The organism is Prevotella sp. AM23-5, assembly GCF_003473645.1.
In the GTDB taxonomy this organism is placed as follows: domain Bacteria; phylum Bacteroidota; class Bacteroidia; order Bacteroidales; family Bacteroidaceae; genus Prevotella; species Prevotella copri_A.
In genome coordinates this window covers 19,454-44,958 of sequence record NZ_QUCG01000021.1, presented here as the reverse complement: position 1 = coordinate 44,958, position 25,505 = coordinate 19,454, and the positions used below count along the sequence as shown (strand labels likewise).

Sequence of the window (25,505 nt, the reverse complement as noted above, 5' to 3'; positions counted from 1 at the left end):
AGTATATAAACCTTTAAAAACCATTAGTGTATGAGAAAAATGATTTCTTTTGCAGTTTTTGCTTTGTTGGCAACCTCGTTGTCGGCGCAGACCGTCGCCAATATGAAGGACCTCAATGCTGAGAAAAAATCGGCTGCTATTAACCTGAAATTGACAGGAACATTAACAACCACGAGAAATTCGGATTTCCGACAGCTTCGTGACTTGTGCTGGCAATTGAGAACTCTGGACTTGAGCGAGGCTACCTGTCCTGTTCTTCCAAAGAATGCCTTCCATTCCCGTCATCATCTGCAGAGTATCATCCTGCCAAACCAGTTGCAGGAGATTGGTAGTCAGGCTTTCTTTGCCTGCGACAATCTGCAGGATGTAGTGATTCCTAAGAGCGTGACGAAGGTGGGAGCTGCAGCCTTTTCTGGTTGCAAGGCATTGAAAAACATCACGATAGACGGAACGCCGGAGTTGGGAGAGTTTGCCTTTGCCAATCTGGAAGGTGTCAAGGTCATCAAGGTGAATTCCAAGATTCCGCCAAAGGCAGCTTCTACTGCTTTTTCGGGCATGAATATGCGAGGCGTGAAACTGGTGATGCCAAGAGGTAGCGAAAAACTCTATCGCAAGGCTCCGGGATGGAACCACTTCTTCGGTGAGGTGAAACAGGCGAGAGCAGTCTGCAATCCTGAGGCTTGTCTGATTCCTACCCCGATGGACCTGAAAGTAAATGCCAAGGCGGCACCTTTGCAGGTGGCAGGAAACTGGAAGATCGTAGCTGCCGATGGTCTTGCCAATGAGCAGGAACATGCCGAGAGAATCCTGAAAGAGCGAGTAGAGCAGCAGCATAAGGATTTGAAAAAGGGCGGACAGCTCACTATGACGCTTGCCCTGGATGAGACGCTGGCTGACAATGAGGCTTATACCCTGGATGTGCAGCAGAAGGGAGTTGTAATCAAGGGTAAGACTGCTGCTGGTGTCTTCTATGGTTTGATGACTTTCGACCAGTTGCTCCGTGGCGATGCCTCTAAGGTAGGTTGCGATGCCATCCCACAGCTAACATTGAAAGACCAGCCTCGCACCCATGTGAGAGAGTTGATGGTGGATCCTTGCCGTATCTTCGTTCCATACGAGGATCTGAAGGCTTTTGTTCCGGAGATGGCCCGCTATAAACTGAATATGCTTCATCTCCATCTCGTAGATGACCAGGCTTGGACCATTGAAATCAAGAAATATCCTAGACTCACCGCCGAGGCGAGCAGTCGATGGGGAATGGACGATATGCTGATGCCTATCAAGGGTTATTATACCCAGGAGCAGATGCGCGACTTCGTGGCATATTGTGCCAAGTATCATATCCAGGTGGTTCCTGAGATTGAAATGCCGGGACATGAGGTGGCTGCCATCAGTGTCTATCCGGAGTTGACCTGTCAGGGTGTTCAGAAACCTATTCGTACCACTTGCGGTGTATCGGATGAGTTGCTTTGCCCGGGTAATGACTTCACTTACGAGTTTCTGGGCAATGTATTCAAGGAGTTGGCAGACATCTTCCCTTCAGAATATATCCATCTGGGTGGTGATGAGGCTGGAAATCCTGCGCTCGACTGCTGGACCAACTGTCCTAAGTGCCAGGCATTGAAGAAGAAGCTGGGTATTACCACAACCGACCGCTCTGAGAACTGGAAGTTGCAGGGCTATCTCTTTGATAAGGTGATAGACTTGCTTCGTACCCAGTATCACAAGACTCCAATGTTCTGGTATGAGACCGATTTCAAGAAGATTCAGCCTGGTTGTGTTACCTTTGCCTGGCGTGCCGGTTTGACAAAGGAAGCATTGGTGGCAGCGGTAGAGAACAATGCCCGTATCCTGCTTTGTCCTGGAGAGCATTGCTATTTTGATTATCCGATGGCAAAGGGCGATATGCCTGAGGTAAACTGGGGTATGCCTGTAACATCTCTGAAGGCAGCCTATAGCCTGGATCCTGCCTGGGGTATGGGCGAGGAGTTTGAGAAGAACAATCTCTTCGGTGTAGCCGGAACCCTTTGGAGCGAGTGTATCAATTCGCCAGAGCGTATCTACTATCAGGCTTATCCTCGTTCGCTGGCTTTGGCTGAGGCAGGCTGGAGTTTCCAGAAGAACCGTTCATGGGAGGGATTCCTGACCCGCTTGAAGCCAACCGTGAAGGATATGATGAGAAGAGGCATCACCTTCTCTATGGAATATTAATGATGAACTAGAAAGCAAGAAGGGCAAGCTCCAAAAATGGATCTTGCCCTTTCTCATATTTAAATCTCTCTCTCACTGTAAAATATAATAGAGATTTCTATTTTTACTTGCTCAAACTAACAGAGTGGCTCATATTAGTCATTTCCGGGATTGAGTTGATTACGTCTCTCAAGAACATACCCATGCAAAGTACCATACCTGAAAACATAACTGCGGCTACTGCCATTGTAAAAATAGTCATCATAATCTTTAAATCTTTTTAATTTTTTGTTACTGTTATTCCTTAATACGAGTGCAAAGTTAACACTTTTTTATCAAATAACGGCATTTTATGCTATGAAATATAAATGCAACAAGTGTTTTTTGACCTGTATCAACTACTTCAGATATGTGATGAAAATGACATTTTTATAGTATATTTTCCGTATTGCTGTCATGCTTGTATGCCGTATCTGCAATATAGCTTTTTATGTACAGGGATGCATTGTTTTACCTATCAAATAGAAAGAAAAAGTCCAGTAAGTATGAATGGACTTACTGGACTCTTTTTTGTGTGACATTTATCGTTATGAGTTCATTGAAATGAGGAACTCTTCGTTGTTGCGGGTTTGCTGCATACTCTTGTGGATGGTGTTCATCGCCTCAATCGGGTTCATGTCGGAAATGAACTTGCGGAGAATCCACATACGGTCGAGGGTTGTCTTATCCTGCAAGAGGTCGTCGCGACGGGTAGAAGAAGCCACGAGGTTGACTGCAGGGAAGATACGCTTGTTGCTGAGTGCGCGGTCGAGCTGCAACTCCATGTTACCTGTACCCTTGAACTCCTCGAAGATGACCTCATCCATCTTACTACCTGTATCAATCAGGGCTGTAGCGATGATGGTGAGTGAACCGCCACCCTCGATGTTACGGGCTGCACCGAAGAAGCGCTTTGGCTTCTGCAATGCGTTGGCATCCACACCACCCGTCAACACCTTACCTGATGCTGGGGCAACAGTATTATAGGCACGTGCCAGACGTGTGATAGAGTCGAGGAAGATGACTACATCATGACCGCATTCTACCATACGCTTTGCCTTCTCCAGAACGATACCGGCAATCTTCACATGGCGCTCGGCTGGCTCATCAAAGGTAGAAGCGATTACCTCGGCATTCACGGTGCGAGCCATATCGGTAACCTCCTCAGGACGTTCGTCGATGAGCAGCATCATCAGGTATGCCTCTGGATGGTTGGCTGCAATGGCATTGGCAATATCCTTCATCAGGATGGTCTTACCGGTCTTAGGCTGAGCCACGATGAGTGCACGCTGTCCCTTACCGATAGGTGAGAAGAGATCTACTATGCGGGTACTCAGGTTGGTGGTACGGCGGTCGCCGCAGAGCTCAAACTTTTCGTTAGGGAAGAGTGGGGTGAGGTGCTCGAATGGAACACGGTCTCTTACATCCGATGGGTCACGACCGTTGATTTTGTCGATGCTGGTGAGCGGGAAGTACTTTTCACCCTCATGTGGTGGACGAACGTGGCACTGGATGACATCACCAGTCTTCAATCCGTAGCGCTTCACAAAATTGGTAGCTACGTAGATGTCATCTGGAGATGAGAGATAGTTGAAATCGCTGCTGCGAAGGAAGCCATATCCATCAGAGAGTACTTCGAGTACACCATTGGCAGAGATGATATCAGTAAAATCATATTCCGGTTCCTGACTTACCTCCTTAGGGGCCTGTGCAGAAGCTGGTGCTGCAGTTGCTGCCGGAGTCATCGGACGGTCGAAGATATCGTATGTAGGCATGGCTGCCTGATCCTCGATAGGTAAATCTACCACGGTGATGAAATCGGTGCCATCGCCCGGGTCGCCTGCCCAGACACCATCTGGTGTAGTCTCGGCTACAGCTGGCTCAGGAGTATGTTTTGGAGTATTGTTTTCTTTTGGCTCTGCAGGAGTACTGTTCTCGTTGTGAGCATTCATCTTAGCCTGGAGCATGGCAATCAACTCACTGTTGTCATTGCCCGAACCGTCGGCAGTAAACTGCGCCTCAGGAATCTCTGTCTCCTGGTTGTCAGATACAGGAGCTTCTTCGGTTGGCTGCTCATTGCTTGCCAGAGCTGTAGCCATAGCTTCTTCCTCAGAAACAGCAGCCTGCTCTGTTGGGCTTTCAGTATTGTCTGTATGATCTGCATTTTCGGTTGGTAGCTCAGCAGTATTTTCTGCTGCCTTCATTCCTTCCTGCTGCATTTTGATGGCAGCCGCTTTAGCAGCCGCAATGGCTTCCAGTTCTGCCTTGCTCTTGCGCCCTCTGTGCTTAGGGAAAGCTGCCAGTGGGTCAACGCTAGCAGGGATAGCTTGTGGAGTGTCTCCTTCAGTGGTTGTATCAGTAGCGGCAGGGCCGTTAACCTGGTTTTTCATAACATCGAAGTTTTCTCCCTCGATTCCATGAACAGAATATACTCGATCTTCTTTCTTGCTGGCGATGCGTGTGCGTTTACGCTTCTGCGCAGCACCATCTGCTGATGCCTCTGCCAAAGCATCAAGAATCGTATAGATAATCGTCTCCTTATTGTCGCCAGATTTAATCTTGACGCCAATTTCTTTTGCAAGGTCCTTCAGTTGAAGGACACTTTTTGCTGATAATTCGTCTTTGCTATACATTATTATATATTGTATATTATATGATTTTTCTATGAAATGTAGCGTTTCTACAATGGAAACACTAGATGTATTTGAACTTTTCGAGTGCAAAGATAAGCAAAAAATTTGTTTCTGCCAAATTTTTTCTGTAACTTTGCACAAAAATAACGAAAATGGCAAGTCAAATACCGTATTTAGACGTTCAAAACCTCACCAAACGCTTTGGAGCAGAGGTTCTTTTTGATAAAATATCCTTCTCTATAGCTGAAGGACAGAAAGTGGGACTCGTGGCACGCAATGGCACGGGTAAATCTACATTGATGTCGGTGCTCATGGATAAGGAGGGACATGAGAGTGGTGATATCATCTATCGACGCGATTTGAAGGTGGGCTATCTGGAACAATCTCCTAAGTTTGATCCAGAGGAAAGCGTGCTGGAGGCTTGCTTCAATCATAAGGATGATCCGGAAAAGGTGCTCAAGGCAAAGCAGATCCTCACACAGTTGCATATCACTAATATGGACCAGCCGATGGGACAGTTGAGTGGAGGACAGCAGAAGCGTGTGGCACTTGCCAATGTGCTGATAGATGAGCCTGACTTCCTGATGCTCGATGAGCCTACCAATCACCTCGACCTGGAGATGATAGAGTGGCTGGAGGGTTATCTGAATCGTGGCAACAAGACCATCTTCATGGTTACGCACGATCGTTTCTTCCTCGATAAGGTATGTAATACCATCCTGGAGCTCGACGATAAGACCATCTACACCTATCGTGGAAACTATGCTTATTATCTGGAAAAGCGCCAGGAACGTATGGATAATCTGCGTGCAGAAATCCAGCATTCCAAGAATCTCTATCGCAGAGAGCTGGACTGGATGCGTCGTCAGCCTCAGGCTCGAGGTCATAAGGCGAAATATCGTGAGGATGCTTTCTATGAGTTGGAGAAGGTAGCCAAGCAGCGCATCGAAGACCGTCAGGTAAGATTGAAGGCTTCTACCGTATATATTGGTTCGAAAATCTTCGAATGCCAGTATGTGAGCAAGGCTTTTGATGACAGAGGAAAGAAGAAGGTGATTCTCGATAACTTCTACTACAACTTTGCCCGATTTGAGAAGATGGGTATCGTAGGTAATAATGGTACGGGAAAATCTACTTTCATCAAGATGCTCCTGGGTGAGGTGCAGCCGGATAGTGGTAAGTTTGACATTGGTGAGACTGTGCGCTTTGGCTATTTCTCGCAGGAGGGACTCAAGTTCAGGGAAGACCAGAAGGTGATAGATGTCATCACGGAGATAGCCGACTATATCGACCTGGGCAACGGCAAGCACATGACGGCTTCGCAGTTCCTGCAGTTCTTCCTCTTTACTCCTGAGGAGCAGCACAACTATGTATATAAGTTGAGCGGTGGCGAGAAGCGCAAGCTCTATCTCTGTACGGTGTTGATGAGGAATCCCAACTTCCTGGTGCTCGATGAGCCTACCAACGACCTTGATATCCAGACCTTGCAGGTGTTGGAAGAGTATCTGCAGGATTTCGCCGGTTGCGTGATTGTGGTGAGTCACGACCGTTACTTTATGGACAAGGTGGTAGATCATCTCCTGGTATTCAAGGGCGAAGGCGAAATTCAGGATTTCCCTGGCAACTATACCCAGTATAGAGACTGGAGCAGGTTGCAGGAGAAGGATGAAGCAGAAAAAGCTGCAGCTACGGCTAAAAACGCAGGCAATAACAATACGGCTGCCAATGATGGTGCCGGCACAGCCAAGCGTGATGCCAACTTTGAGAACAAGCGTAAGATGAGCTATAAGGAGAAGCGTGAATATGAACAGCTGACCCAGGAAATAGAGAAGCTTACCGATGAGCAGAAAAAGTTGGAAGAAGCCCTTTGCAGTGGTACCCTGTCGGTAGAGGAATTGACCGAAAAGAGCAAGCGCCTGCCGGAAATCAAGGATGAGCTTGACGAGAAGGAAATGAGGTGGCTGGAACTGTCAGAGATGCTATAGACATTGAACTTTGAGCGGTTGAATATTGAACTTTATGATTAGTTCGTGTGCTGCCTATAATAATAATTATAAAAGAAAATAGAAAGAATGGAAATCAAGAAATCAGAATTTACGATATCTGCTCCACGCGTGAGCATGTGTCCAAAAGATAATAAGGCTGAGTATGCTTTTATCGGCCGTAGTAATGTAGGCAAATCGAGCCTCATCAATATGCTTTGCAATCATAAGGGTTTGGCTAAAACTTCTGCTACACCGGGTAAGACATTGCTTATCAATCATTTTATCATCAATAATGAATGGTATCTGGTTGACCTTCCTGGCTATGGTTTCGCCAAGCGTTCGAAGACTGTACAGAAGCAGTTGGAGCAGATGATCAGCAGTTATATCCTGCAGCGCCCACAGTTGGCAAATGTCTTCGTTCTGATTGATGTGCGCCATGAGCAGCAGAAGATTGACCGTGAGTTCGTGGATTGGCTGGGCGAAAGCAATGTGCCTTTCTGTATCGTCTTTACCAAGGCGGATAAGTTGGGGCCGGTAAAGGCTCGTATGAATGCCGAGAAATGGATGCACGCTCTGGAGGACCGTTGGGAGGCCCTTCCTCCTTACTTCATCACCAGTAGTGAGAAGAAGATGGGTCGTGATGAAGTACTCGACTATATTGACGAAATCAATAAATCATTGGCAGGAGAGTAAAAGCCTGCCTTCTGGATTTATTGGGTCAAGATACATTCAGCCGGATTCTGATATATAATCGTGTCCGGATAAACAATATTCAGGTAAAATCAGAATATAAAGTAATAGGATGAAACAGATAAACTGGGGATTTATCGGCTGCGGAGAAGTAACCGAGAAGAAGAGCGGACCTGCCTTCAATGAGGTAGAGGGTTCGCAGGTCGTTGCGGTGATGAGCCGTAGCGAGAAGAAGGCTCGTGGTTATGCCGAGCGTCATCATATACGAAAATGGTACACCGATGCACAGGAACTCATCGATGATCCAGATGTGAATGCAATATATATCGCTACGCCACCATCATCGCATGCCACCTTCGCCATTATGGCAATGCGTGCCGGCAAACCGGTATATATCGAGAAACCATTGGCGGCAAGCTATAGCGATTGTATTCGTATCAACCGTATCAGCGAGCAGACGGGGGTGCCATGTTTTGTTGCCTATTACCGTCGTTATCTTCCTTATTTTCAAAAAGTAAAGGAGATTATCAAAAGTGGTGCTATAGGTGATGTCATCAATGTACAGGTTCGTTTTTCTGTGCCTCCACGTGATCTGGACACCAAGAGTGGCAAGGAGATGCCTTGGAGATTGCAGCCGGATATTGCCGGTGGAGGATATTTCTACGACCTGGCTCCTCATCAGATAGACCTGTTGCAGGATCTCTTTGGAGTCATCACCCGTGCCCATGGTTATCCTGCCAACCGTGCGCATCTTTATGATGCAGAAGATACGGTATCTGCCTGTTTCTTCTTCGAAAGTGGTATTCCGGCGAGCGGCAGTTGGTGCTTCGTGGGACATGAGAGTGCCAAGGAAGACTGTATTGAGGTGATTGGCGATAAGGGTTCGCTCTCTTTCTCTGTCTTTACCTATCAGCCTATCGAGTTGATAACTAGCGAGGGCAGATCGAGCATCACCGTTGCCAATCCACCGTATGTTCAGTTGCCTATCATCAGAAATGTGATAGAGCATCTGCAGGGCATCAATACCTGTACCTGCACCAGCGTTTCTGCTACCCCGGTAAACTGGGTGCTTGATCGTGTGCTTTGGAAGAATTAGAAAGAATACCCTAAATGGGATGAGAAAAATTGGTATTATAGTAGGACTGCTGTATCTCGTTCTGCTGCCACTGATGGCGGCGGAGCGAGATACGTTGGAATGCCCTGTAAGACAGGATTCATCTCTCATCAAGACCCTTTTCAATTCTTCGATGTTCAAGGGTAATACTCAGGACAGTTTGATTCGTGCCCGTCATGAGCGCACATTCTTTCATCGCCTGGGTAAGACCTTCACTACCTTCTTTAGAGAGTTCTCCAATATAGATGAAAGGTATATAGAACCGCAGCACTTCAATTATACGGTGATGCTGCAGAATACCAATACCTACGAGGAATATACCCTGTATGGCAAGGAGGGGCAGCGAATCTCCTTTGCGCCTGATCCTTCCTGGCGCCTGGGACCTTATCTGGGATGGCGATGGGTATTCCTGGGTTATACCCTCGACCTGAAGCATATCAATACCAAGGATAATCATAGCAGCAAGAAGGAGTTCAACCTGAGTCTGTACAGCAGTTTGCTGGGTGTGGATCTGTTCTGGCGCCAGACAGGTAATGATTATCATATTCAGCGAATGAATCTGGGTGATCATATCAATACGGATGCTCTGAGAAAAGTATCTTTCGATGGTTTTAAGAGTAGTATTAAAGGCCTGAATCTTTACTACATATTTAATCATCGTAAGTTCTCATATCCAGCAGCTTACTCTCAAAGTACAAGGCAGAAGAAAAGTGCTGGCTCATGGATGGTAGGACTGGGATATACCCAGCATCAGCTGGAAGTGGATTGGGATAAGCTTTCTGCCATAGTGGATGAACGGCTCAATCAGAAAACCAAGCAACAGTTGGAGGCTAAAATAGATAGCAGTCTGATGTTCTCGAAGGTAAAGTATAGCGATTATTCCGCTACGGTGGGATATGGCTATAACTGGGTGTTTGCCAAAAACTGGCTCTTCAATGCCTCCCTCTCCGTAGGTCTTGCCTATAATCACTCCAAATCGGGAGACCCGGAAAAGGATAAGTTTGATCTGAAGAACTTCAACTTCAAGAATTTCAATTTTGATGGTATCGGCCGTTTTGGAGTGGTATGGAACAACGACCGCTGGTATGCAGGTGCCAGTACTGTCATCCATTCGTATAATTATCACAAGGATCATTTCTCAACCAACAATTCCTTCGGTTCGCTCAATATTTATGTGGGTGTGAACTTTGGAAAGAAACGAGAATATAAAAATGTAAAATGATGAAAGTAAAGCATAGTTTTTTAGTTTTTGCAGCGGCATTCCTGATGGTAATGCCTGCTTTTGCCAAGACGGGCGTGGCTTATCAGCGCCAGGATAGTTTGCGAATTGTATCCTTGCTGCAGCAGGCGAAGGCGATGAAGAAAAAGCCTGCCAACTGGATGATGTGGTTTGGAAAGCAGTTTGTGGGTATTCCTTATGTGGGTGGCACCTTGGACAGAACACGGGAAGAGCAGCTCGTGGTGAATACCAGGGAGCTGGATTGTACTACCTACGTGGAGATTGTGACCGCCCTGACTATGTGTGCCAAGCATCAGGAAACCAGTTTCGCAGCTTTCTGCAATCATCTGAAGCATGTGCGCTATATCGGCGGAGAGGTAGCGTATGTAAAACGCCAGCATTATTTCACCCTCTGGGTGGATGACAATGTAAAGGAAGGCATCGTGAAGGATATTCAGAATAATCCTCCCTTTTCAGCAGTCCAGACTATCAACGTAAACTGGATGTCCACCCATCCTTCCAGTTACAAGATGCTTTCGGCTCATCCGCAGTGGAAGTCGGGTATCCGTGCTTTGGAGCAGAGCATCAACGGCAAGCGCTATCGCTATATCCCGAAAGGGGAGATTCGTAACAACCAGCTTTTCAGAAATACCATCAAGGATGGTGATATTCTTCTGATGATAACCCGAAAGAAGGGATTGGACACCACGCATATTGGTATTGCTTCCTGGCATAAGGATGGATTACATCTGCTCAATGCCAGCAGCATCCACAAAAAAGTGATTGATGAACCGATGACACTTTATACCTATATGCAGAAGCATTCATCTCAGATTGGAGTCCGGGCTTGTAGGGTGTTATAAAATTTCGGAATATGAATGCTGATGTCGGAAAAGCCTGTAAATAGGGCATTTTTCACATTTAATATTTTCCCTTAAGGATAGTTGTTTTTTTCCTTAAGGGAAAATATTTTTTTCCTTAAGGCTTTTTATTTTTTTCCTTAAGGCTTACTTCTTGTTATGATGATTCTGTCAGATTAATTCTGCCATTTTGTTCATTTCTCCCTTTTTGGCACGTTATTTGTAAAACCTATAGCAAAAACAAAATAAAGTAAAACATATAAATAAACATTATAATTATGGCACAGAAAGGTAATATCGGTGTAACGACAGAGAACATTTTCCCTGTCATCAAGAAATTCTTATATTCAGATCATGACATCTTCCTCCGTGAGATGGTTTCCAACGCTGTGGATGCTACACAGAAGTTGAAGACCCTTGCTGCCCAGGGCGACTTCAAGGGTGAGATTGGTGACACAACAGTGCGTATCTCTCTAGATGAGAAGGCTGGTACCCTGACCATCAGCGACCGTGGTATCGGTATGACTGAGGAGGAAATCGATAAATATATCAACCAGATTGCATTCTCAGGTGTAACCGACTTCCTTGATAAGTATAAGGAGAATGCCAATGCCATCATCGGTCACTTCGGACTCGGTTTCTATTCTTCTTTCATGGTAGCCAGCAAGGTGGAAATCATCACCAAGAGCTATAAAGAAGGTAGCAAGGCTGTAAAGTGGAGCTGCGATGGTTCACCAGCTTTCGAAATCGAGGACGCTGACAAGGCTGACCGCGGTTCAGATATCGTTCTCCATATTGCAGACGACTGCAAGGAATTCCTCCAGAAGAACAAGATCGAGGAACTCCTGAACAAGTACTGCAAGTTTATGGCAGTGCCTGTAGCCTTCGGCAAAAAGACCGAGTGGAAGGACGGCAAGAACGTGGAGACTGACGAGGATAACATTATTAATAATGTGGAGCCTCTCTGGACCAAGACTCCTAGCACTCTGAAGGATGAGGACTATAAGAAGTTCTATCACACCCTCTATCCAATGCAGGACGACCCATTGTTCTGGATTCACCTGAACGTAGATTTCCCATTCAATCTGACGGGTATTCTCTACTTCCCACGCATCAAGAACAGCATCGACATGCAGCGTAACAAGATTCAGCTGTATTGCAACCAGGTATTCGTTACCGACCAGGTAGAGGGCATTGTTCCTGAGTTCCTGACCCTGTTACATGGTGTCATTGACTCGCCAGACATCCCATTGAACGTGAGCCGTAGCTACTTGCAGAGCGATAGCAACGTGAAGAAGATTTCTACCTATATCACCAAGAAGGTGGCAGATCGTCTGAGCTCAATCTTTAAGGAGAACCGCAAGGAATTCGAGGAGAAGTGGGATGATCTCAAGCTCTTCATCAACTATGGTATGCTTTCACAGGAAGACTTCTACGAGCGTGCCAAGGACTTCGCGCTTCTGAAGGATGTTGAGGGCAAGTACTTCACTTACGAGGAGTACAAAACGCTGATCAAGGACAACCAGACTGATAAGGATGGCAATCTGGTATATCTCTATGCCAACAACAAGGAGGAGCAGTACTCTTATATCGAGGCTGCCAAGCAGAAGGGTTACTCTGTGCTCCTGATGGAAGGTCAGCTCGATACACCTATGGTAAATATGTTGGAGCAGAAGTTGGAGAAGAGCCGCTTTACCCGTGTGGATGCTGATATCATCGACCGACTCATCGTGAAGGAAGATGCCAAGAAGACAGATTTGACAAAGGATCAGTCTGACAATTTGACAGAGGTGTTCCGTTCTCAGATGCCTAAGCTCGACAAGGCAGAGTTCTTCGTGGAGATTCAGGCTTTGGGTGAGCAGAACCAACCTGTGCTCATTACTCAGAACGAGTATATGCGCCGTATGAAGGCAATGAGTCAGTTCCAGGCAGGTATGAACTTCTATGGTCAGATGCCAGACAGCTACAACATCGTATTGAACTCAGACCATGCATTGGTGAAGAAGGTGTTGGAGGATGCTGAGGCTAATACCGCCGAAAGCCTGAAGCCAATCCTTGCAGAGATCAAGGGACAGGAAGCTCGTCTTGCAGTGCTTCATCAGGAGCAGGGCAAGAAGAAGCCAGAAGAGATTACCCAGGAGGAGAAGGATGATGTTCACAACACAGAGAAAGCCATCAGCGATGAGAAGGCTAAGCGCAACGATATCATCTCTGGTTATGCCAAGAACAACAACATCGTTCATCAGCTCATCGACCTCGCCCTGTTGCAGAATGGTATGCTGAAGGGCGCTTCTCTCGATGCCTTCCTGAAGAGAAGTGTGGATATGATCAAGTAATTGTTGCTTTATAAAAAGTATATTACTTTACGAGATGTAACATCGAATGTTACAAATTGTTTCTAGATATGTGCTAAATGTTTAAAAACAGACATTTAGCACATTTTTTTGTTTCTTTTCTTTGGTGATATTATCTGTTTTTTGTACCTTTGCACTACTTGATCGAAGAAACAAATAAACTATAAACAGATAAAACCCTCCTGATATGAAACAAAATGTTGAATCAGAACAGGATGTTGCATCTAAAAAATGCATCATTGCTGATTATTACACAAATCATTATGACGAACTCAAGAAGTTTGTGATATCTCGTCTGCAAGTTGTGGATGAGGCTGAGGATATTGTGCAGGATATCTTTGTTCGACTTCTGCAGTCGGATCAGATGATATCACCGGTAACTCTGCCTTGTCTGGTCTATACAATGGCAAGGAATAAAATCGTAGATTATTGGCGTTGCAGACAGCAATATGAGAAGTATGAGCATTTTATCAGGAAGGGCAGTTGGATAAACCGTTCTTCTGAAGGGGTGGAGTCTGTCTTCTCGGCTCGTGAAGTGAATGAGATACTGGAGCGGGGTATTGCTCAGCTTACAGAGAGTCAGCGTTCGGTATATCGTCTGAATCTCTACGAAGATATGCCGGTTCGTCAGATTGCGGTAACCCTAAATCTGAAATATAAACAAGCAGAAAAGAAACTGGGAGTTGCCCGTAAGAAGGTTCGTGGTTTTGTAGAGAAGGCTTTGGCAGGATGAGGTCCCTTGGCTAGAGGTTTTATCACGAAAATAAGGCTGCATTCCCTTTGATAGGAGTGCAGCCTTGTTTTTATGTTTTTCTAATTTTACAATCTAAACTTGAATTCTTGATTTTAGCTTTTTTTGAGATAGAATCAGTTCTCTTTGAAAGCGATGACTCGGGTCAAAGCCTTGTCAAGATAGAATGTCTGGGTGAGTTCTTCTTTCTTGCCATCATGAGTTGTCAACTGGTAGGTGGCTCTCAGATACATTAAGGTATCTGGGAAGGTGCCATCGTTGTAGTCGATGTTCTTTTTCATATATGGCAACTGGTTCATCTCCTGACGCATAGATTTTACTCTGTTAAAATCGATCATGGCTGTAGGAGTGAGTTGGCTGAAGCGTTTAAAGCTACAATCTTCGTTTTCCAGGTTTTCATTGAGGAAATCCTTGACGAGTGATTGAGCCTTGTGCTGGTCGCCACAGGAAGTGAGAACTAGCGCCAAGCCTAATGTCAATACGAATAGTATCTTCTTCATGATTTCATATCCTTTGTTAGGAATTCACTCAGTTCTTCTTACTTCACGCTGCGGAGGATATCGAGCAGGTGATCCCATACCATCTGAACGGTAGGAATCAGAAGTGCTTCCTCTGGTGTGTGAACATTGCGAAGGGTAGGACCGAAGCTTACCATATCAAGGTCTGGATAACGCTCTGAGAAGAGACCGCACTCCAGACCGGCGTGGATACCCTTTACCCATGGCTCCTTGCCGAAGAGTTTCTCGTAACTCTTCACGGTAATGTCGGTCAGCTTGCTGTTGGCACGCATCTTCCATGCAGGATACTTGCCACCCACGTTTACTTCGGCACCTGCCAGAAGGAAGGCTGCCTTCACGGTGTTGGTCATGTTGTCCAGGTTGCTCATCACATTGCTGCGCTGAGAAGCCACGATGTTGATGCTAGTTTCGTCGGTCATCACGCTTGCAACATTGCTGGATGTCTCTACCATCTCGGCAAGTGCCTCGTCCTGACAGGTGGTGAGTGGACCATTATCTACAGCCTGTAAAGCCATGATGAACTTATCGGCTACAGCCTTCTCGATAACAGGAGCTGCATCGGCAGAACCCATGTTGAAAAGCATAGACTGCTCAGTAACGTGGAACTCATCTTCTACCTCAGATGCGAAGATATTCCAGTCTGCACGTACCTGCTCCTTTGCCTCATTCTTGACAGCAAAGACAATCTTGCCGTCGCGAGGGATGGCGTTATGCATCTTGCCGCTGTTGAAGCTTACCAGACGAAGGGCACCATTGAGTTTCTCGTTCTCCAGGAAGAGGAAGCGGGCAAGTACCTTGATGGCATTGGCGCGCTTCTTGTTGATGTCATCACCAGAGTGACCGCCGTTGAGACCTTTCAGGGATGCCTCCATGAAGAAGTAGCCTGCTGGAGCCTCTTCACGGGTGAAGTGGAAGGTAGCCTTGGTAGTCTGGCCGCCTGCGCAGGATACGAAAATCTGACCCTCATCCTCTGAGTCAAGGTTGATGAGCATCTTGCCGGTCATGAAACCAGCCTTCATACCTACAGCACCTGTCAAGCCGGTTTCCTCGTCACGGGTGAAGACGCACTCGATAGGACCATGCTCGATGTCATTGGCTGCGAGGATGGCAAGCTCGATGGCACATCCGATACCATCGTCAGCACCTAGGGTAGTACCTTTTGCCTTCAACCATTCACCATCTACGTAGGTCTGGATGGCATCCTTGTGGAAATCGAACTCTACGTCCACCAGTTTGTCGCATACCATATCCATGTGACTCTGAAGGATGATGGTATCAGCATTCTCATATCCAGGGGTAGCAGCCTTTCGAATCAATACGTTGCCAGTCTCATCAACTACAGTTTCCAAATTATGGCTCTTGCCAAATTCCTTCAAGAACTCAATCATGTTCTCCTCGTGCTTGGAAGGACGAGGTATCTCGTTGATTTTAGCGAACTGCTCGAACACAAGAGCAGGTTTTAATTCATTTTTTTCCATTGATAATGTTATTTTGTATGTATTATTCTCTTATTTTGTTATTTTTGCATCAAGAAAGTCATTTATTTATGAGATTTCTTTTGCTTTTTGCCCGAAAAATCGTACCTTTGCAACGTGAAGTGCACTAAGGCACTGCAAAGGTAATAAAAATGATAAAATTAATGTTATTAAGTCTGTTAATAATTGCTATCGCAATGGCATTATTTAGTGTGAAGCTGATTTTTAAGAAGAATGGTAAGTTCTCTTCTCAGCATGTTCACGACAATCCTGGTTTGCGCAAGATGGGTATCCACTGTGTGGTTGACCAAGACCGCGAAGCGCGCGAAGCAAACAAGGCGTATTAAATCATTTTAGTTTTAGGAATAAATAATAATAAAAATACAGAAGAAATGAAAAAGAACATTTTGAGTTCAGTGGCTATTGCTGCTGTAGCTGCCTTGTCGTTGGCATCATGCAATAAGTCACAGCCTCAGGTTGAGGCTAAGTCTGAGAGCAAGGCTCCAGCAGAGTTGAAGATTGCATACGTAGAGGTTGACTCTATCATGACTCAATACACTTTCGCTAAGGAGTATGCTGCCTTGTTGGAGAAGAAGGGTCAGAATATTCAGGCTACTATCGCTCAGAAGGGTCAGCAGTTGCAGGCTGCTGCTGCTAACTTCCAGCAGAAGATTCAGCAGAATGCTTACACCCGTGAGCAGGCTGAGGCTATCCAGGCTGGTTTGCAGAAGCAGAACAACGATCTTCAGGGTTTGCAGCAGCGTTTGAGCAATGAGTTTGCTGCTGAGCAGAACAAGTACAACAAGGCTCTCCACGACAGCATTGCCAACTACCTGGCTCAGTATAACAAGGATAAGAAGTATAGCATCATCTTCTCTAAGAGTGGTGACAATCTGCTTTATGCTGATAAGGCATACGATATTACCAGTGAGGTTATCACTGGCTTGAACAAGGCTTACAAGGGCAAGTTGAAGGGTGCAGAGGAAACTCCTGCCAAGAAGAAGTAATATTCCGGAAAATATAAACGTATTGAAATATGCTTCGTAACGAAAGATACGATTTCATATTGAATCACTTCAGAAATGCGCTGCCGAATGTGACTACCGAGTTGCAATTCGGTAGCGCATTTCAGCTTCTGGTTGCTACCTTGCTTTCGGCTCAGTGTACCGACAAGCGTATCAATATGGTTACGCCGGCTCTTTTTGCCCGCTATCCAGATGCACGGCATATGGCGAAGGCGAGCGAGGAGGATATCTATGAGCTGATCAGTTCGGTAAGCTATCCTAATGCCAAGGCGAAACATCTGGCACAGATGTCACGGCAACTGGTTGAACTCTTTGGAGGTGAGGTGCCGGAGACTGCTGATGATCTGGTGAAACTGGCTGGAGTGGGGCGCAAGACGGCGAATGTGATCCGTGCCGTTTGGTTCGGTCATGCTACGATGGCAGTGGATACGCATGTTTATCGTGTAAGTCATCGTATGGGGTTGGTGCCTCGTACGGCTGATACGCCTCGCAAGGTAGAAGATTATCTGATGAAGCACATTCCGGCAGAAGATATTCCGAATGCGCATCACTGGATTCTGTTGCACGGCAGATATGTCTGCAAAAGTGCCAAGCCGCTTTGTGATAAATGCTTCTTCAATGAATATTGTCCAAAACTCTTGAAGGACAGTAAACTTTGACCTGTGAGGAGATATTTGTTAAAAAGATAGGAGTTAAGAATTGGATGTTGTTGTGGTTGGTAGTCAACTCCTCAATCTTAACTCCTAACTATTTTATAATCTCACCGTTTTATTCAAAAGATAATTATCCAGGATAACCATGGCTGCCATTGCCTCTACTACAGGTACGGCTCTTGGCAATACGCATGGATCGTGGCGTCCGCGAGCTGTGAGTTTGATAGGATTTCCTTCCAAATCTACAGTATCCTGTTCCATCAGGAGGGTAGCTACTGGTTTAAAGGCTACCCGGAAGTAGATATCCTGACCATTGCTCAATCCTCCCTGGATGCCGCCGCTATGGTTGCTCTTGGTCGTGATGCGAGCTGCAACATCCTGATTGATTGTAGTTTCCTGATGGTTTGCTGCATCAACAGTAGCACCCATATTCTTAGCTTTAGGAATGAAGACGTCATTCTGTTCGCTTCCGCGAGCAGTAACTCCGGCGAATCCTTCTCCATATTCAAATCCTTTGACGGCATTGATGCCGAGCATGGCTGCACCAAGTTGGGAATGGAGTTTATCGAATTCCGGTTCACCCAATCCTACAGGACATCCCTGGATGACGCAGGTGATGATGCCTCCGATGGTATCACCATCAGCCTTGACCTGGGCGATGAGTTCTTCCATCTCCTTTGCCTTTGCCTGGTCTGGGCAACGAACAGGATTGTCCTCTATGGTGTTGAGATCATATAGATGGTAATCCTTCTCCAGGGCGATGCTGCCAACCTGCGATGTATATGCCGTAATGCTGACGCCGAGCTGGCGGAGTGCCAACTTGGCCAAGGCGCCACCTACGCAGCGGGCGATGGTGATGCGTGCAGATGAACGACCGCCACCGCGATGATCACGGATGCCATACTTCTCATTGTAAGTGAAGTCGGCATGGGATGGTCGGAACAGACAGCGCATATTCTCATAATCCTGAGAATGCTGGTTCTGGTTGCGCACCTCAAAGCCGATAGGGGTTCCCGTAGATTTTCCCTCGAAAACACCACTTAGAAATTCTACCTGGTCTGCTTCCTTTCGTGCTGTGGTGATGTGGCTTTGTCCAGGGCGACGACGGTTGAGCTCGCTCTGGATAAAGTCCATATCGATGTCTATGCCTGCAGGGAAACCGTCGATGACGCCTCCTACAGCTATGCCATGACTCTCGCCAAATGTTGTGAGAGTGAAAAGATTGCCAAATGTATTCCTCATTGCCAAATTCTTTAGTTGATATGAAAAACGGCTATCCCAATGGTATTGAGATAGCCGCTATCGTTTGTTCTCAAATTTTACTTGTTGCAATCGCAGCCGCCCTCGCAGTTGCCATCCTTGCAGTCACCGCCGCAGTTGTCGCAACCGCCGCTGCAACCACCAGCCTCGCCGCTGATGATCTGTGCCATCTTGGCGATTTCCTCTGCTGTTGCCTCACGGCTCTCAAGAACCTGACCGCAGAAGTTAAGCTTCAAACCTGCCAATGGGTGGTTGAGGTCGCAAGTTACCTTCTCGTCTGTGATATTCTTGACAACAGCATTGAAGCGGTTACCATCCTCGTTCTGCAATGGGATGATAGCACCTACCTGTACGTGCTGAGCGTCAAACTGTCCGTTGATAGTGAAGATCTGCTTGTCGAGGTCGATTACGCGCTCGTCATAGTGCAAACCATAAGCCTGCTCAGGATCCAACTCGAAGTCGAACTCTTCGCCCTCAGCCAAATCAACTACCTTCTCCTCGAAAGCAGGCAAGGTTACACCCATACCGCTGATGAAGAAGAAAGGACGCTCATCTGTAGTGCGCTCAATCAGCATCTCTTCGCCGTTATCACCCTTTGTTACGTCATACAATGCGTATGATACTCTAATAAACTTGTTTTTGTTGTTTGATTCCATTTTATTTTATTTTTTATTGTTTTCTATTGATAGTGCTATCTGTAGGTTATTTGATATATATAATGTACGCGCGTACATTATATATATAGTTTCTTTATACCTTGCTTGTAGGTTCTTTGTCCCAGCCTGATAGCCACTATTGCAGTTACTTCTTTCCAGTGCGCTTACGCTTCTTCATCTGTACGCTTTTCACCATTTCCATTCGCTCCAGATAGATAGGACGCCATTTGTCGATGATGTCCTGCAATCCTTTGCTCTTTCGTGAAAGGTCTGCGTATTCCTCACTGTCAGTTTCGCTAGATTTCTTGAGTTCAAGCATTCTGGCGAGAAACTGTTTCTGATTCTCTTCTGCTACTTTGAGCTGGTTTCCCAACTTTTCGAGGCTTTCGAGGAAGGCGAGTGCCTTGTCTATATGATTTTGTTCTTCCATTGTTTCTATTGTAAATCTTCTGCAAAGATACAATAAATAATTGGGATATGGAAAAGAAATAGTAGAAATATTGGGGTTTTCGGGAAAAAATATTCAGAGTGCTCATTTTCTATGGCTGGAAAATGGCAACTTGCTAGGCTTTTTCTTATAGTAGTTCTCATTTGAAACGCAAATGTTACTGATATTGCAAAACTGCTTACCTTTTGAATGCAAAAACAAGCGTTAGATAACGAAAAGTAGAAGAAAGAAGCCTTTTGATGTTGATATATATCAAAAAAGAGGCCCTTTAGAGCATTTTTCTTATAAATTGTTTGCGTACACAACGGAAAGTTTGTATCTTTGCAGTGTCTTAAAGAAAAGACATCAGGATAATGTTTAACAAGAGTCCTTCTAGAGCCTCCTAGGTTATAAGAGAGATAGTGTAGGTTCAGAAGATGGCTCGTAAAGTAAAGAAAGGTAAAAAGATTATGAAAAAGATTATGATTTTGGCAGTAGCAATGTTCGCAATGGCAACAACTACTTTTGCAGCAGACGAGGCAACAAACGCAACAGCAGCTTACAACATGAATGTAAAGATGGGTAGCTTGGCTAATGCATTGTCACTCAATATTGATCAGGCAGAGGCTGTAGCTGATGTTCACAAGAACTTCACTGCTGATATGATGAATGCAGCAACTGCAGCAAAGGATGAGCGTGCAGCTATGATTGACAAGGCTGTCATTAAGGATCTCAAGTACATGCACAGCATCCTCAATGATTCTCAGTATCGCAAGTATGTGATGCTTCTGAATGCAACACTTATGAATCGTGGTTTGAAGTAATTCAATTCGATTGAATTCTGAAAAGAAACTATAAGAGAGAGATATGAATGGACTGCAGGTTGGACGATAAGTCTGACTTGCAGTTTTTTTGTGTGTATAGGAGAGGGGAAAATGGCAATAGCCTAAAGTGTCTGGCTCATCAGTTTTAGGTATTGTCTAAAACCCCCATTATTAGGTATTGCAAGAATAAGAAAAAAGCCGTATCTTTGCACCCGTAAACGTGAATAGATGAACCGTAGGAGTATGGTAATTGTTTGAAACTATTAGTTTGTTTGAAATATAACTTTTAGATAGAATATATTAATAAAACGAATCTTGTTCGCTAATAGAAATAATTCATAATGTTTTTGTATTAAAGGAAAAAGCTTATCCGAGAGGATAGGCTTTTCTGTTGTTATACAGATAGTTAAGCGTGCATTGGTGCTGGTGCTGAAATTTTCTAGCACCAAAATAGCACCAAATTTTTAACTAGCACCAAAAAGAAAAATAACAAATTGTTGTTCAGAAGTTTAGCCTAGCTTTTATCCACTATTATTTTTATAGTCTTTTAACAAATAGTCAAATGTATAATACGTGTATTTCAAATGTATAATAAAGTGTAGTTTTGCTCGTTTTTCACAAAACTTCACATTTGGTTGTTCAAAAAAAAGTTTCTATCTTTGCACCAGTCAAACGTAGTGGAATGACAAATGAAAGAAGACCTCCTTTCCGGCGAAAGCCGACAAGATATGGAATCCCTGAGTTCTAGACCGCTACCTAGGCTTGGGGATTCTCCTTTTTTATCCCTGAGTTTTTTGGCAAGACAAGATGGAAGACTATGGGCTAGATACATTCCGATTCATCAAGTCTATAAATTGCAAGGAAGAGTCACGGCAAAGCACAGGATTGATTGCAGAAGGTGCGACAAGGACTGAAAGCTATATTTCAGAAAGCTGCAAAACCGATTCACGTATAGATTTGTGATAGGTCGATGGAAGGGGCGAATATACGGTCTCCACCAAAGTGAATCCTCCACCACAATGAAAGACTTGTGGGTAAGGGGGATTTTGCTTCCCTCAGCTAACGTGCAACCAGTTCCTATTTTAAGTTTTGGGAATATATAAATAAATATTTTCGTTATGAACAATAAAATTAATAATAAACAACCTAACGTGTACGTGCCTACACGTGAAGAGTTCAATGAGTTTTGCATCAATGGGATGAAACTGGATGATCAGGAATGGATAGATGCCATTTGGAAGCTTGCTTCAAAAGTAGGATGGAGAAAGAAAAATGGAGAAGCTCCTAACCATTGGCATTCTCTTGTTTCTGCATATAATGGGGTACTCATTGCTCAAAGGGGAAGAAAACCTCATTTACTGGCGAAGAAGAAAAACTCTGTTCCTCAGCATGAAAAGACAATCATCAACGAGATTGAAGATGAGTTCCCTGATAATGGCTTGCACTATGTGGCTTATACAGATGGGTCTTGTGATAACCTATCACAAACCAAGGCTGGTGGTGCGGCTTATATTCTCCTTAAAGATGGTGAGATTGTGAAGATGAAGAATCATGGGCAACTGAACACTTCAAACAACAGAATGGAGTTACTGGCAATCATTAGTGCCGTAAATGCTTGCCCTGATGGTGCATACATAGACATCTATACCGATAGTCAGTATTGTATCTTGGTGCTCTCCAAGTCTTACAAGCCAAAGAAGAATCCTGATCTCTACGAATTGTACAAGAAGTGTTCTGCCCATGTTGCTGGTGTTCGTTTCCATTGGGTTAAAGGTCACAATGGTGACAAGTACAATGAAATGGTAGATAGCTTGGCTTATGGAGCATACTGCGACATCTGCGAGCAATATAACATCGAGAAAACAAAGAGACATTAAGATATTGAATGAAGTTAATAATTAAAATTATAAGATTATGAGTGAATTATATTGGTTAGGTGTTTTGGGTAACTTGAATGAATTATGTGGGGTTACTGTAGTTCTTTGCTTTTTTGTTTTTGCTGGTTTAGGTATATGGGTACTTATGAGCATTGATGATTTTGAAGAGCCATCTCCTTTTATTAAAAAAGTATTGAAGGGTTCTCTTTTCGCTATTGTGTTTGCGATATTTGGGTGTATATTTATTCCTTCACAAAAGAATCTCCTTATCATCTATGGGGTAGGCGGTACTATTGATTATCTCAAAGACAATAAGAATGCAAATAAGATTCCTGATAAGTGTGTCAAGGCTCTTGATAAGTATCTTGATGATGCGTTGACGGAAGATAAGGAGTAACTATGGTATCAGAATCAGCTAGATATTATCAGACTCATCCGGCAGCAAGGGAGCGCAATAGGAAATATGATACACGCTTTGAGTCTTCACCTACACAGAAGGCTAAGCGTAGGGAGTTGGCTCGTCACAATGCCGAACACGATAAGAAGTATGGATCAGCATCCCGAATGGGAATGGATGCTTCACATACCAAGGCAGGAATTAGGTATAAACCTTCATCGGTAAATCGTGGTTCCAAGAGTGATATGGCTGGAGATAGAAGAGCTAGGGGTGGTCGCTGATAGTGATTGCCGGAACATACGGAAAGAATAAGAGGGAGTGCTCACGCATTCCCTCTTCCGTTATCAACAATCTATTAACCTTAAACAAAAACCTTTAGCCTATGAATTTTAATTTCAAATCAATAAGATCAAATGAACAAAATATTTCTAAGAACCCATTAACCTTCCTCCTCAGACATCTGCTTCAACTTCTCGGTAAGCGCATTTGCAATCTCACGCTTATCTTCGAGAGTGACGGTCTGCAGCTTCGGACAATTAAACTCCAGCATCTTGATGAAGGTGCTGACCTTATCCTTCGGCTCGCATTTGTACCATGCCGCCATAAAATCATCCCAAGCATCTCTAGTGAAGTCGGCACACAGCTCACGAAACTCCTTCTTGATAGGAGACTCGTAACCTTTCTGCTTTCCGCCGGATTTCGCCCGACCTTTCTCGAACTGACCTTTTGAATTTCTGTCTGTAGCCATATCCTTCACTAAATATGATGCAAAGGTACACACAATCCTGCACATAGAAATCTTATCTATTAACTTTTTGCCGCTAAGTTAATGGATAAGATGCTTATATAATAAGGTATAGTTATCTTTGCTGCAGTTTAAACGTTTAAAATAAATTTTTATGTTAGGATCATTAATCGGTGCAGGACTCGGTGTTGCAAGTAGTATCTTTGGTGGCATTTCAGCCCGAAAAGCAAGACGAAAGCAGGAGCGGATGCTTGCACAGCAGGAACAGGAAAATCAGGCATGGTATGATAGGAAGTATAATGAAGACCCTACCAAACGTGCCGATACCGTAAGATTGCTCACTCAGATGCAGGAGCAGATCAAGAACAGAAACAAGGCTGCCAAGGGAAGACAAGCGGTGATGGGCGGCACAGAAGATTCCACCACAGCAGTGAAGGAAGCGAACAACAAGACTCTTGCCGACACGACCTCCCAGATTGTAGCTGCAAATGAGTCTCGCAAGGATGCCATCGAAGGTCAGTATCAGGCGAGAAAGGATGCTATTCAGAACAAGAGGATGGGGCTGGAAGCAGAGAAGGCTGCTGGTACTGCTAGTGTGGCTGCTGGTGTTGCCGGAACTGCCGCCAATATCGCTGCCACCATTGATGGTGGATTGAGCGGTGTAAAGAAGGCTCCGAATATGAATGTGACTCAGAATCAGTTGAATGGTATCGCCAAGAATCCTGATGATGTTCTCGGCTTGAAGGCTACGACTACTGGTCTCCCTTCTGAGGGTGAGCTGAATAGTCTGGGTGCTAAACTTCAAAAGGTAAACGTATAGCTTATGGGATTGGCAGATTATTTACGAACGAACAATGGCTTGAAGACTACACAGAGTGTACTCAACAAGCAGCAGACTGCCGAGGGTATGCTGAACGGCTCTATCCCTATCGTGAAGAAGGAAGAGCCGAAGCCGGAAACTAAGCTGGAGCCGGAAAAGAAGCAGTTGACCTATGCGGAAATGTATAAGATGCTGAATCCTGCTGATAGTGAATCTCCTGAGCAGAGAGCACAGAGAGAGAAGAACGAGAAGCGGAAGGCTCGTATCGCTGCCTTTGGAGATGGTCTTCGGGCACTCGCCAACATCGTCTTCGCTAGCAAGGGAGCCAAGGTGGTACACAATCCTGAGTCGGATATGACTGCTTCAATCAACAAGCGAAAGGCTTATATGGATGCACAGCGTGAGAAGAATCGGGCGGCTTGGCAGGCTGGCTATCAGAGGGCATTGGCTCTTGATGAGGAAGCGAGAAAGAATAACCTGACTCTTGCCGAGCAGATGAGGTATCACGATATTATTGCTAAGAACAATGATAGCAAGAATGATCTGAGCCAGCAGAGAATTGATCAGGGCAACAGAAGACTTGATTTGTCGAAGATGAAATATGATACTGATGCTGATTATAAGAAGTCTATCTTGGCTATAAAGAAGGCTCTGGCTGATGGTCAGATTTCCCACTGGCAAGCACAAGAGGCTATTCAGCGTATGAATGCTGAGACTGGTCGTATTCGTGCCAACAAGTCGGGTAGTGGTGGCTCCCGAAAAGGTTCCTATTCAGGAGAGGTTGATGAGTATATGGATTTGATGGACAAAGACCCTGAAGGTATGGCTGAGGCTGCTAGGGAAGTCAGAAGGATGGGGTACTCCCCTAAGACTGCTGCAGGAAAGAAGGCTCAGAAGATTGCCTATCAGCGTAAGCATGGTAAGCCTAAGCAGCATCATACATCATCATCCAATAATGGAGGTAAGAAGAAGACTGGTGTAAACTGGTAACAG

The 25,505-nt window shown here is 45.0% G+C and carries 25 protein-coding genes; 17 read left to right on the top strand and 8 right to left on the bottom strand.

Annotated elements, in window-relative coordinates; genetic code table 11:
* Nucleotides 1-30 precede the first annotated feature (30 nt).
* Nucleotides 31-2,211 (top strand): family 20 glycosylhydrolase, encoded by a 2,181-nt coding sequence (locus DW657_RS07070; RefSeq protein ID WP_118311949.1) that lies wholly within the window; start codon nucleotides 31-33, stop codon nucleotides 2,209-2,211.
* Nucleotides 2,212-2,314: 103 nt separating this feature from the next.
* Here DW657_RS07070 and DW657_RS17720 read toward each other — a convergent pair whose 3' ends face one another.
* Complete coding sequence (locus DW657_RS17720; RefSeq protein WP_153089462.1) at nucleotides 2,315-2,455, bottom strand: hypothetical protein; 141 nt, start codon at nucleotides 2,453-2,455, stop codon at nucleotides 2,315-2,317.
* A gap of 322 nt (nucleotides 2,456-2,777) precedes the next feature.
* A complete protein-coding gene (gene rho / locus DW657_RS07065; RefSeq protein ID WP_118311948.1) occupies nucleotides 2,778-4,862 on the bottom strand; it encodes a transcription termination factor Rho in 2,085 nt (694 codons plus the stop codon).
* Between the two features lie 152 nt (nucleotides 4,863-5,014).
* On the opposite strand from rho, the gene DW657_RS07060 reads away from it, so the two are divergent.
* The 7 genes from DW657_RS07060 to DW657_RS07030 all read left to right on the top strand — a co-directional run bounded on the left by DW657_RS07060 (nucleotide 5,015) and on the right by DW657_RS07030 (nucleotide 13,817).
* The gene (locus tag DW657_RS07060; RefSeq protein WP_118311947.1) at nucleotides 5,015-6,847 is read left to right on the top strand and encodes an ABC-F family ATP-binding cassette domain-containing protein; all 1,833 of its coding nucleotides are present in this window, start codon (nucleotides 5,015-5,017) and stop codon (nucleotides 6,845-6,847) included.
* A gap of 87 nt (nucleotides 6,848-6,934) precedes the next feature.
* On the top strand, nucleotides 6,935-7,540 hold the full coding sequence (yihA, locus tag DW657_RS07055) for a ribosome biogenesis GTP-binding protein YihA/YsxC (RefSeq protein ID WP_118311946.1): 606 nt from the start codon (nucleotides 6,935-6,937) through the stop codon (nucleotides 7,538-7,540).
* Between the two features lie 109 nt (nucleotides 7,541-7,649).
* Nucleotides 7,650-8,633 carry a Gfo/Idh/MocA family protein gene (locus tag DW657_RS07050; protein ID WP_089542721.1) on the top strand — a complete coding sequence of 328 codons (984 nt, stop codon included), beginning with the start codon at nucleotides 7,650-7,652 and terminating at the stop codon, nucleotides 8,631-8,633.
* 19 nt (nucleotides 8,634-8,652) lie between these two features.
* Nucleotides 8,653-9,873 (top strand): DUF4421 domain-containing protein, encoded by a 1,221-nt coding sequence (locus tag DW657_RS07045; RefSeq protein ID WP_233546649.1) that lies wholly within the window; start codon nucleotides 8,653-8,655, stop codon nucleotides 9,871-9,873.
* Nucleotides 9,870-10,733 carry an N-acetylmuramoyl-L-alanine amidase-like domain-containing protein gene (locus DW657_RS07040; RefSeq protein ID WP_233546642.1) on the top strand — a complete coding sequence of 288 codons (864 nt, stop codon included), beginning with the start codon at nucleotides 9,870-9,872 and terminating at the stop codon, nucleotides 10,731-10,733. The genes DW657_RS07045 and DW657_RS07040 overlap by 4 nt, the downstream gene beginning before the upstream one ends.
* 275 nt (nucleotides 10,734-11,008) lie before the next feature.
* Nucleotides 11,009-13,066, top strand: a complete 2,058-nt coding sequence (htpG, locus tag DW657_RS07035; RefSeq protein WP_118311945.1) for a molecular chaperone HtpG — start codon at nucleotides 11,009-11,011, stop codon at nucleotides 13,064-13,066.
* Nucleotides 13,067-13,271: 205 nt separating this feature from the next.
* Nucleotides 13,272-13,817, top strand: coding sequence for an RNA polymerase sigma factor (locus DW657_RS07030; protein ID WP_118311944.1), 546 nt, complete (start codon nucleotides 13,272-13,274; stop codon nucleotides 13,815-13,817).
* A gap of 134 nt (nucleotides 13,818-13,951) precedes the next feature.
* Here DW657_RS07030 and DW657_RS07025 read toward each other — a convergent pair whose 3' ends face one another.
* Nucleotides 13,952-14,335, bottom strand: coding sequence for a hypothetical protein (locus DW657_RS07025; RefSeq protein WP_117663841.1), 384 nt, complete (start codon nucleotides 14,333-14,335; stop codon nucleotides 13,952-13,954).
* A gap of 38 nt (nucleotides 14,336-14,373) precedes the next feature.
* On the bottom strand, nucleotides 14,374-15,831 hold the full coding sequence (locus DW657_RS07020) for an aminoacyl-histidine dipeptidase (RefSeq protein WP_118311943.1): 1,458 nt from the start codon (nucleotides 15,829-15,831) through the stop codon (nucleotides 14,374-14,376).
* A gap of 149 nt (nucleotides 15,832-15,980) precedes the next feature.
* Here DW657_RS07020 and DW657_RS07015 point away from each other — a divergent pair, with 149 nt between their 5' ends.
* Genes DW657_RS07015 through nth form a run of 3 tightly spaced genes read left to right on the top strand, consistent with a single transcriptional unit; the run spans nucleotide 15,981 to nucleotide 17,512 of the window.
* Complete coding sequence (locus tag DW657_RS07015; RefSeq protein WP_089542716.1) at nucleotides 15,981-16,175, top strand: hypothetical protein; 195 nt, start codon at nucleotides 15,981-15,983, stop codon at nucleotides 16,173-16,175.
* Nucleotides 16,176-16,220: 45 nt separating this feature from the next.
* A complete protein-coding gene (locus DW657_RS07010; RefSeq protein WP_117663843.1) occupies nucleotides 16,221-16,835 on the top strand; it encodes an OmpH family outer membrane protein in 615 nt (204 codons plus the stop codon).
* 29 nt (nucleotides 16,836-16,864) lie between these two features.
* The gene (gene nth, locus DW657_RS07005; protein ID WP_118311942.1) at nucleotides 16,865-17,512 is read left to right on the top strand and encodes an endonuclease III; all 648 of its coding nucleotides are present in this window, start codon (nucleotides 16,865-16,867) and stop codon (nucleotides 17,510-17,512) included.
* A 93-nt stretch (nucleotides 17,513-17,605) separates the two neighbouring features.
* On the opposite strand, the gene aroC is transcribed toward nth, so the two are convergent.
* From aroC to DW657_RS06990, 3 genes are all read right to left on the bottom strand, one after another.
* Nucleotides 17,606-18,748, bottom strand: coding sequence for a chorismate synthase (aroC, locus tag DW657_RS07000; protein WP_118311941.1), 1,143 nt, complete (start codon nucleotides 18,746-18,748; stop codon nucleotides 17,606-17,608).
* A 77-nt stretch (nucleotides 18,749-18,825) separates the two neighbouring features.
* Entirely contained in the window at nucleotides 18,826-19,422 is a 597-nt protein-coding gene (locus DW657_RS06995; protein ID WP_118311940.1) for a peptidylprolyl isomerase, read from the bottom strand.
* Nucleotides 19,423-19,567: 145 nt separating this feature from the next.
* The gene (locus tag DW657_RS06990; protein ID WP_118311939.1) at nucleotides 19,568-19,852 is read right to left on the bottom strand and encodes a hypothetical protein; all 285 of its coding nucleotides are present in this window, start codon (nucleotides 19,850-19,852) and stop codon (nucleotides 19,568-19,570) included.
* 467 nt (nucleotides 19,853-20,319) lie between these two features.
* On the opposite strand from DW657_RS06990, the gene DW657_RS06985 reads away from it, so the two are divergent.
* The 4 genes from DW657_RS06985 (at nucleotide 20,320) to DW657_RS06970 (ending at nucleotide 23,228) form a co-directional block, all read left to right on the top strand.
* A complete protein-coding gene (locus tag DW657_RS06985; protein WP_089542820.1) occupies nucleotides 20,320-20,673 on the top strand; it encodes a hypothetical protein in 354 nt (117 codons plus the stop codon).
* Between the two features lie 1,118 nt (nucleotides 20,674-21,791).
* Nucleotides 21,792-22,550, top strand: coding sequence for a ribonuclease HI (locus tag DW657_RS06980; RefSeq protein WP_118311938.1), 759 nt, complete (start codon nucleotides 21,792-21,794; stop codon nucleotides 22,548-22,550).
* 37 nt (nucleotides 22,551-22,587) lie between these two features.
* Nucleotides 22,588-22,947 carry a hypothetical protein gene (locus tag DW657_RS06975; protein ID WP_118311937.1) on the top strand — a complete coding sequence of 120 codons (360 nt, stop codon included), beginning with the start codon at nucleotides 22,588-22,590 and terminating at the stop codon, nucleotides 22,945-22,947.
* Between the two features lie 2 nt (nucleotides 22,948-22,949).
* Nucleotides 22,950-23,228 (top strand): hypothetical protein, encoded by a 279-nt coding sequence (locus DW657_RS06970; protein ID WP_118311936.1) that lies wholly within the window; start codon nucleotides 22,950-22,952, stop codon nucleotides 23,226-23,228.
* A 158-nt stretch (nucleotides 23,229-23,386) separates the two neighbouring features.
* Here DW657_RS06970 and DW657_RS06965 read toward each other — a convergent pair whose 3' ends face one another.
* The gene (locus tag DW657_RS06965; RefSeq protein WP_118311935.1) at nucleotides 23,387-23,695 is read right to left on the bottom strand and encodes a hypothetical protein; all 309 of its coding nucleotides are present in this window, start codon (nucleotides 23,693-23,695) and stop codon (nucleotides 23,387-23,389) included.
* A gap of 151 nt (nucleotides 23,696-23,846) precedes the next feature.
* On the opposite strand from DW657_RS06965, the gene DW657_RS18155 reads away from it, so the two are divergent.
* Together DW657_RS18155 and DW657_RS06955 are read left to right on the top strand one after the other, a co-directional pair.
* The gene (locus DW657_RS18155) at nucleotides 23,847-24,512 is read left to right on the top strand and encodes a hypothetical protein (protein ID WP_199658317.1); all 666 of its coding nucleotides are present in this window, start codon (nucleotides 23,847-23,849) and stop codon (nucleotides 24,510-24,512) included.
* A 9-nt stretch (nucleotides 24,513-24,521) separates the two neighbouring features.
* Nucleotides 24,522-25,502 (top strand): hypothetical protein, encoded by a 981-nt coding sequence (locus tag DW657_RS06955; RefSeq protein WP_147381902.1) that lies wholly within the window; start codon nucleotides 24,522-24,524, stop codon nucleotides 25,500-25,502.
* The last annotated feature ends 3 nt before the right edge of the window (nucleotides 25,503-25,505 follow it).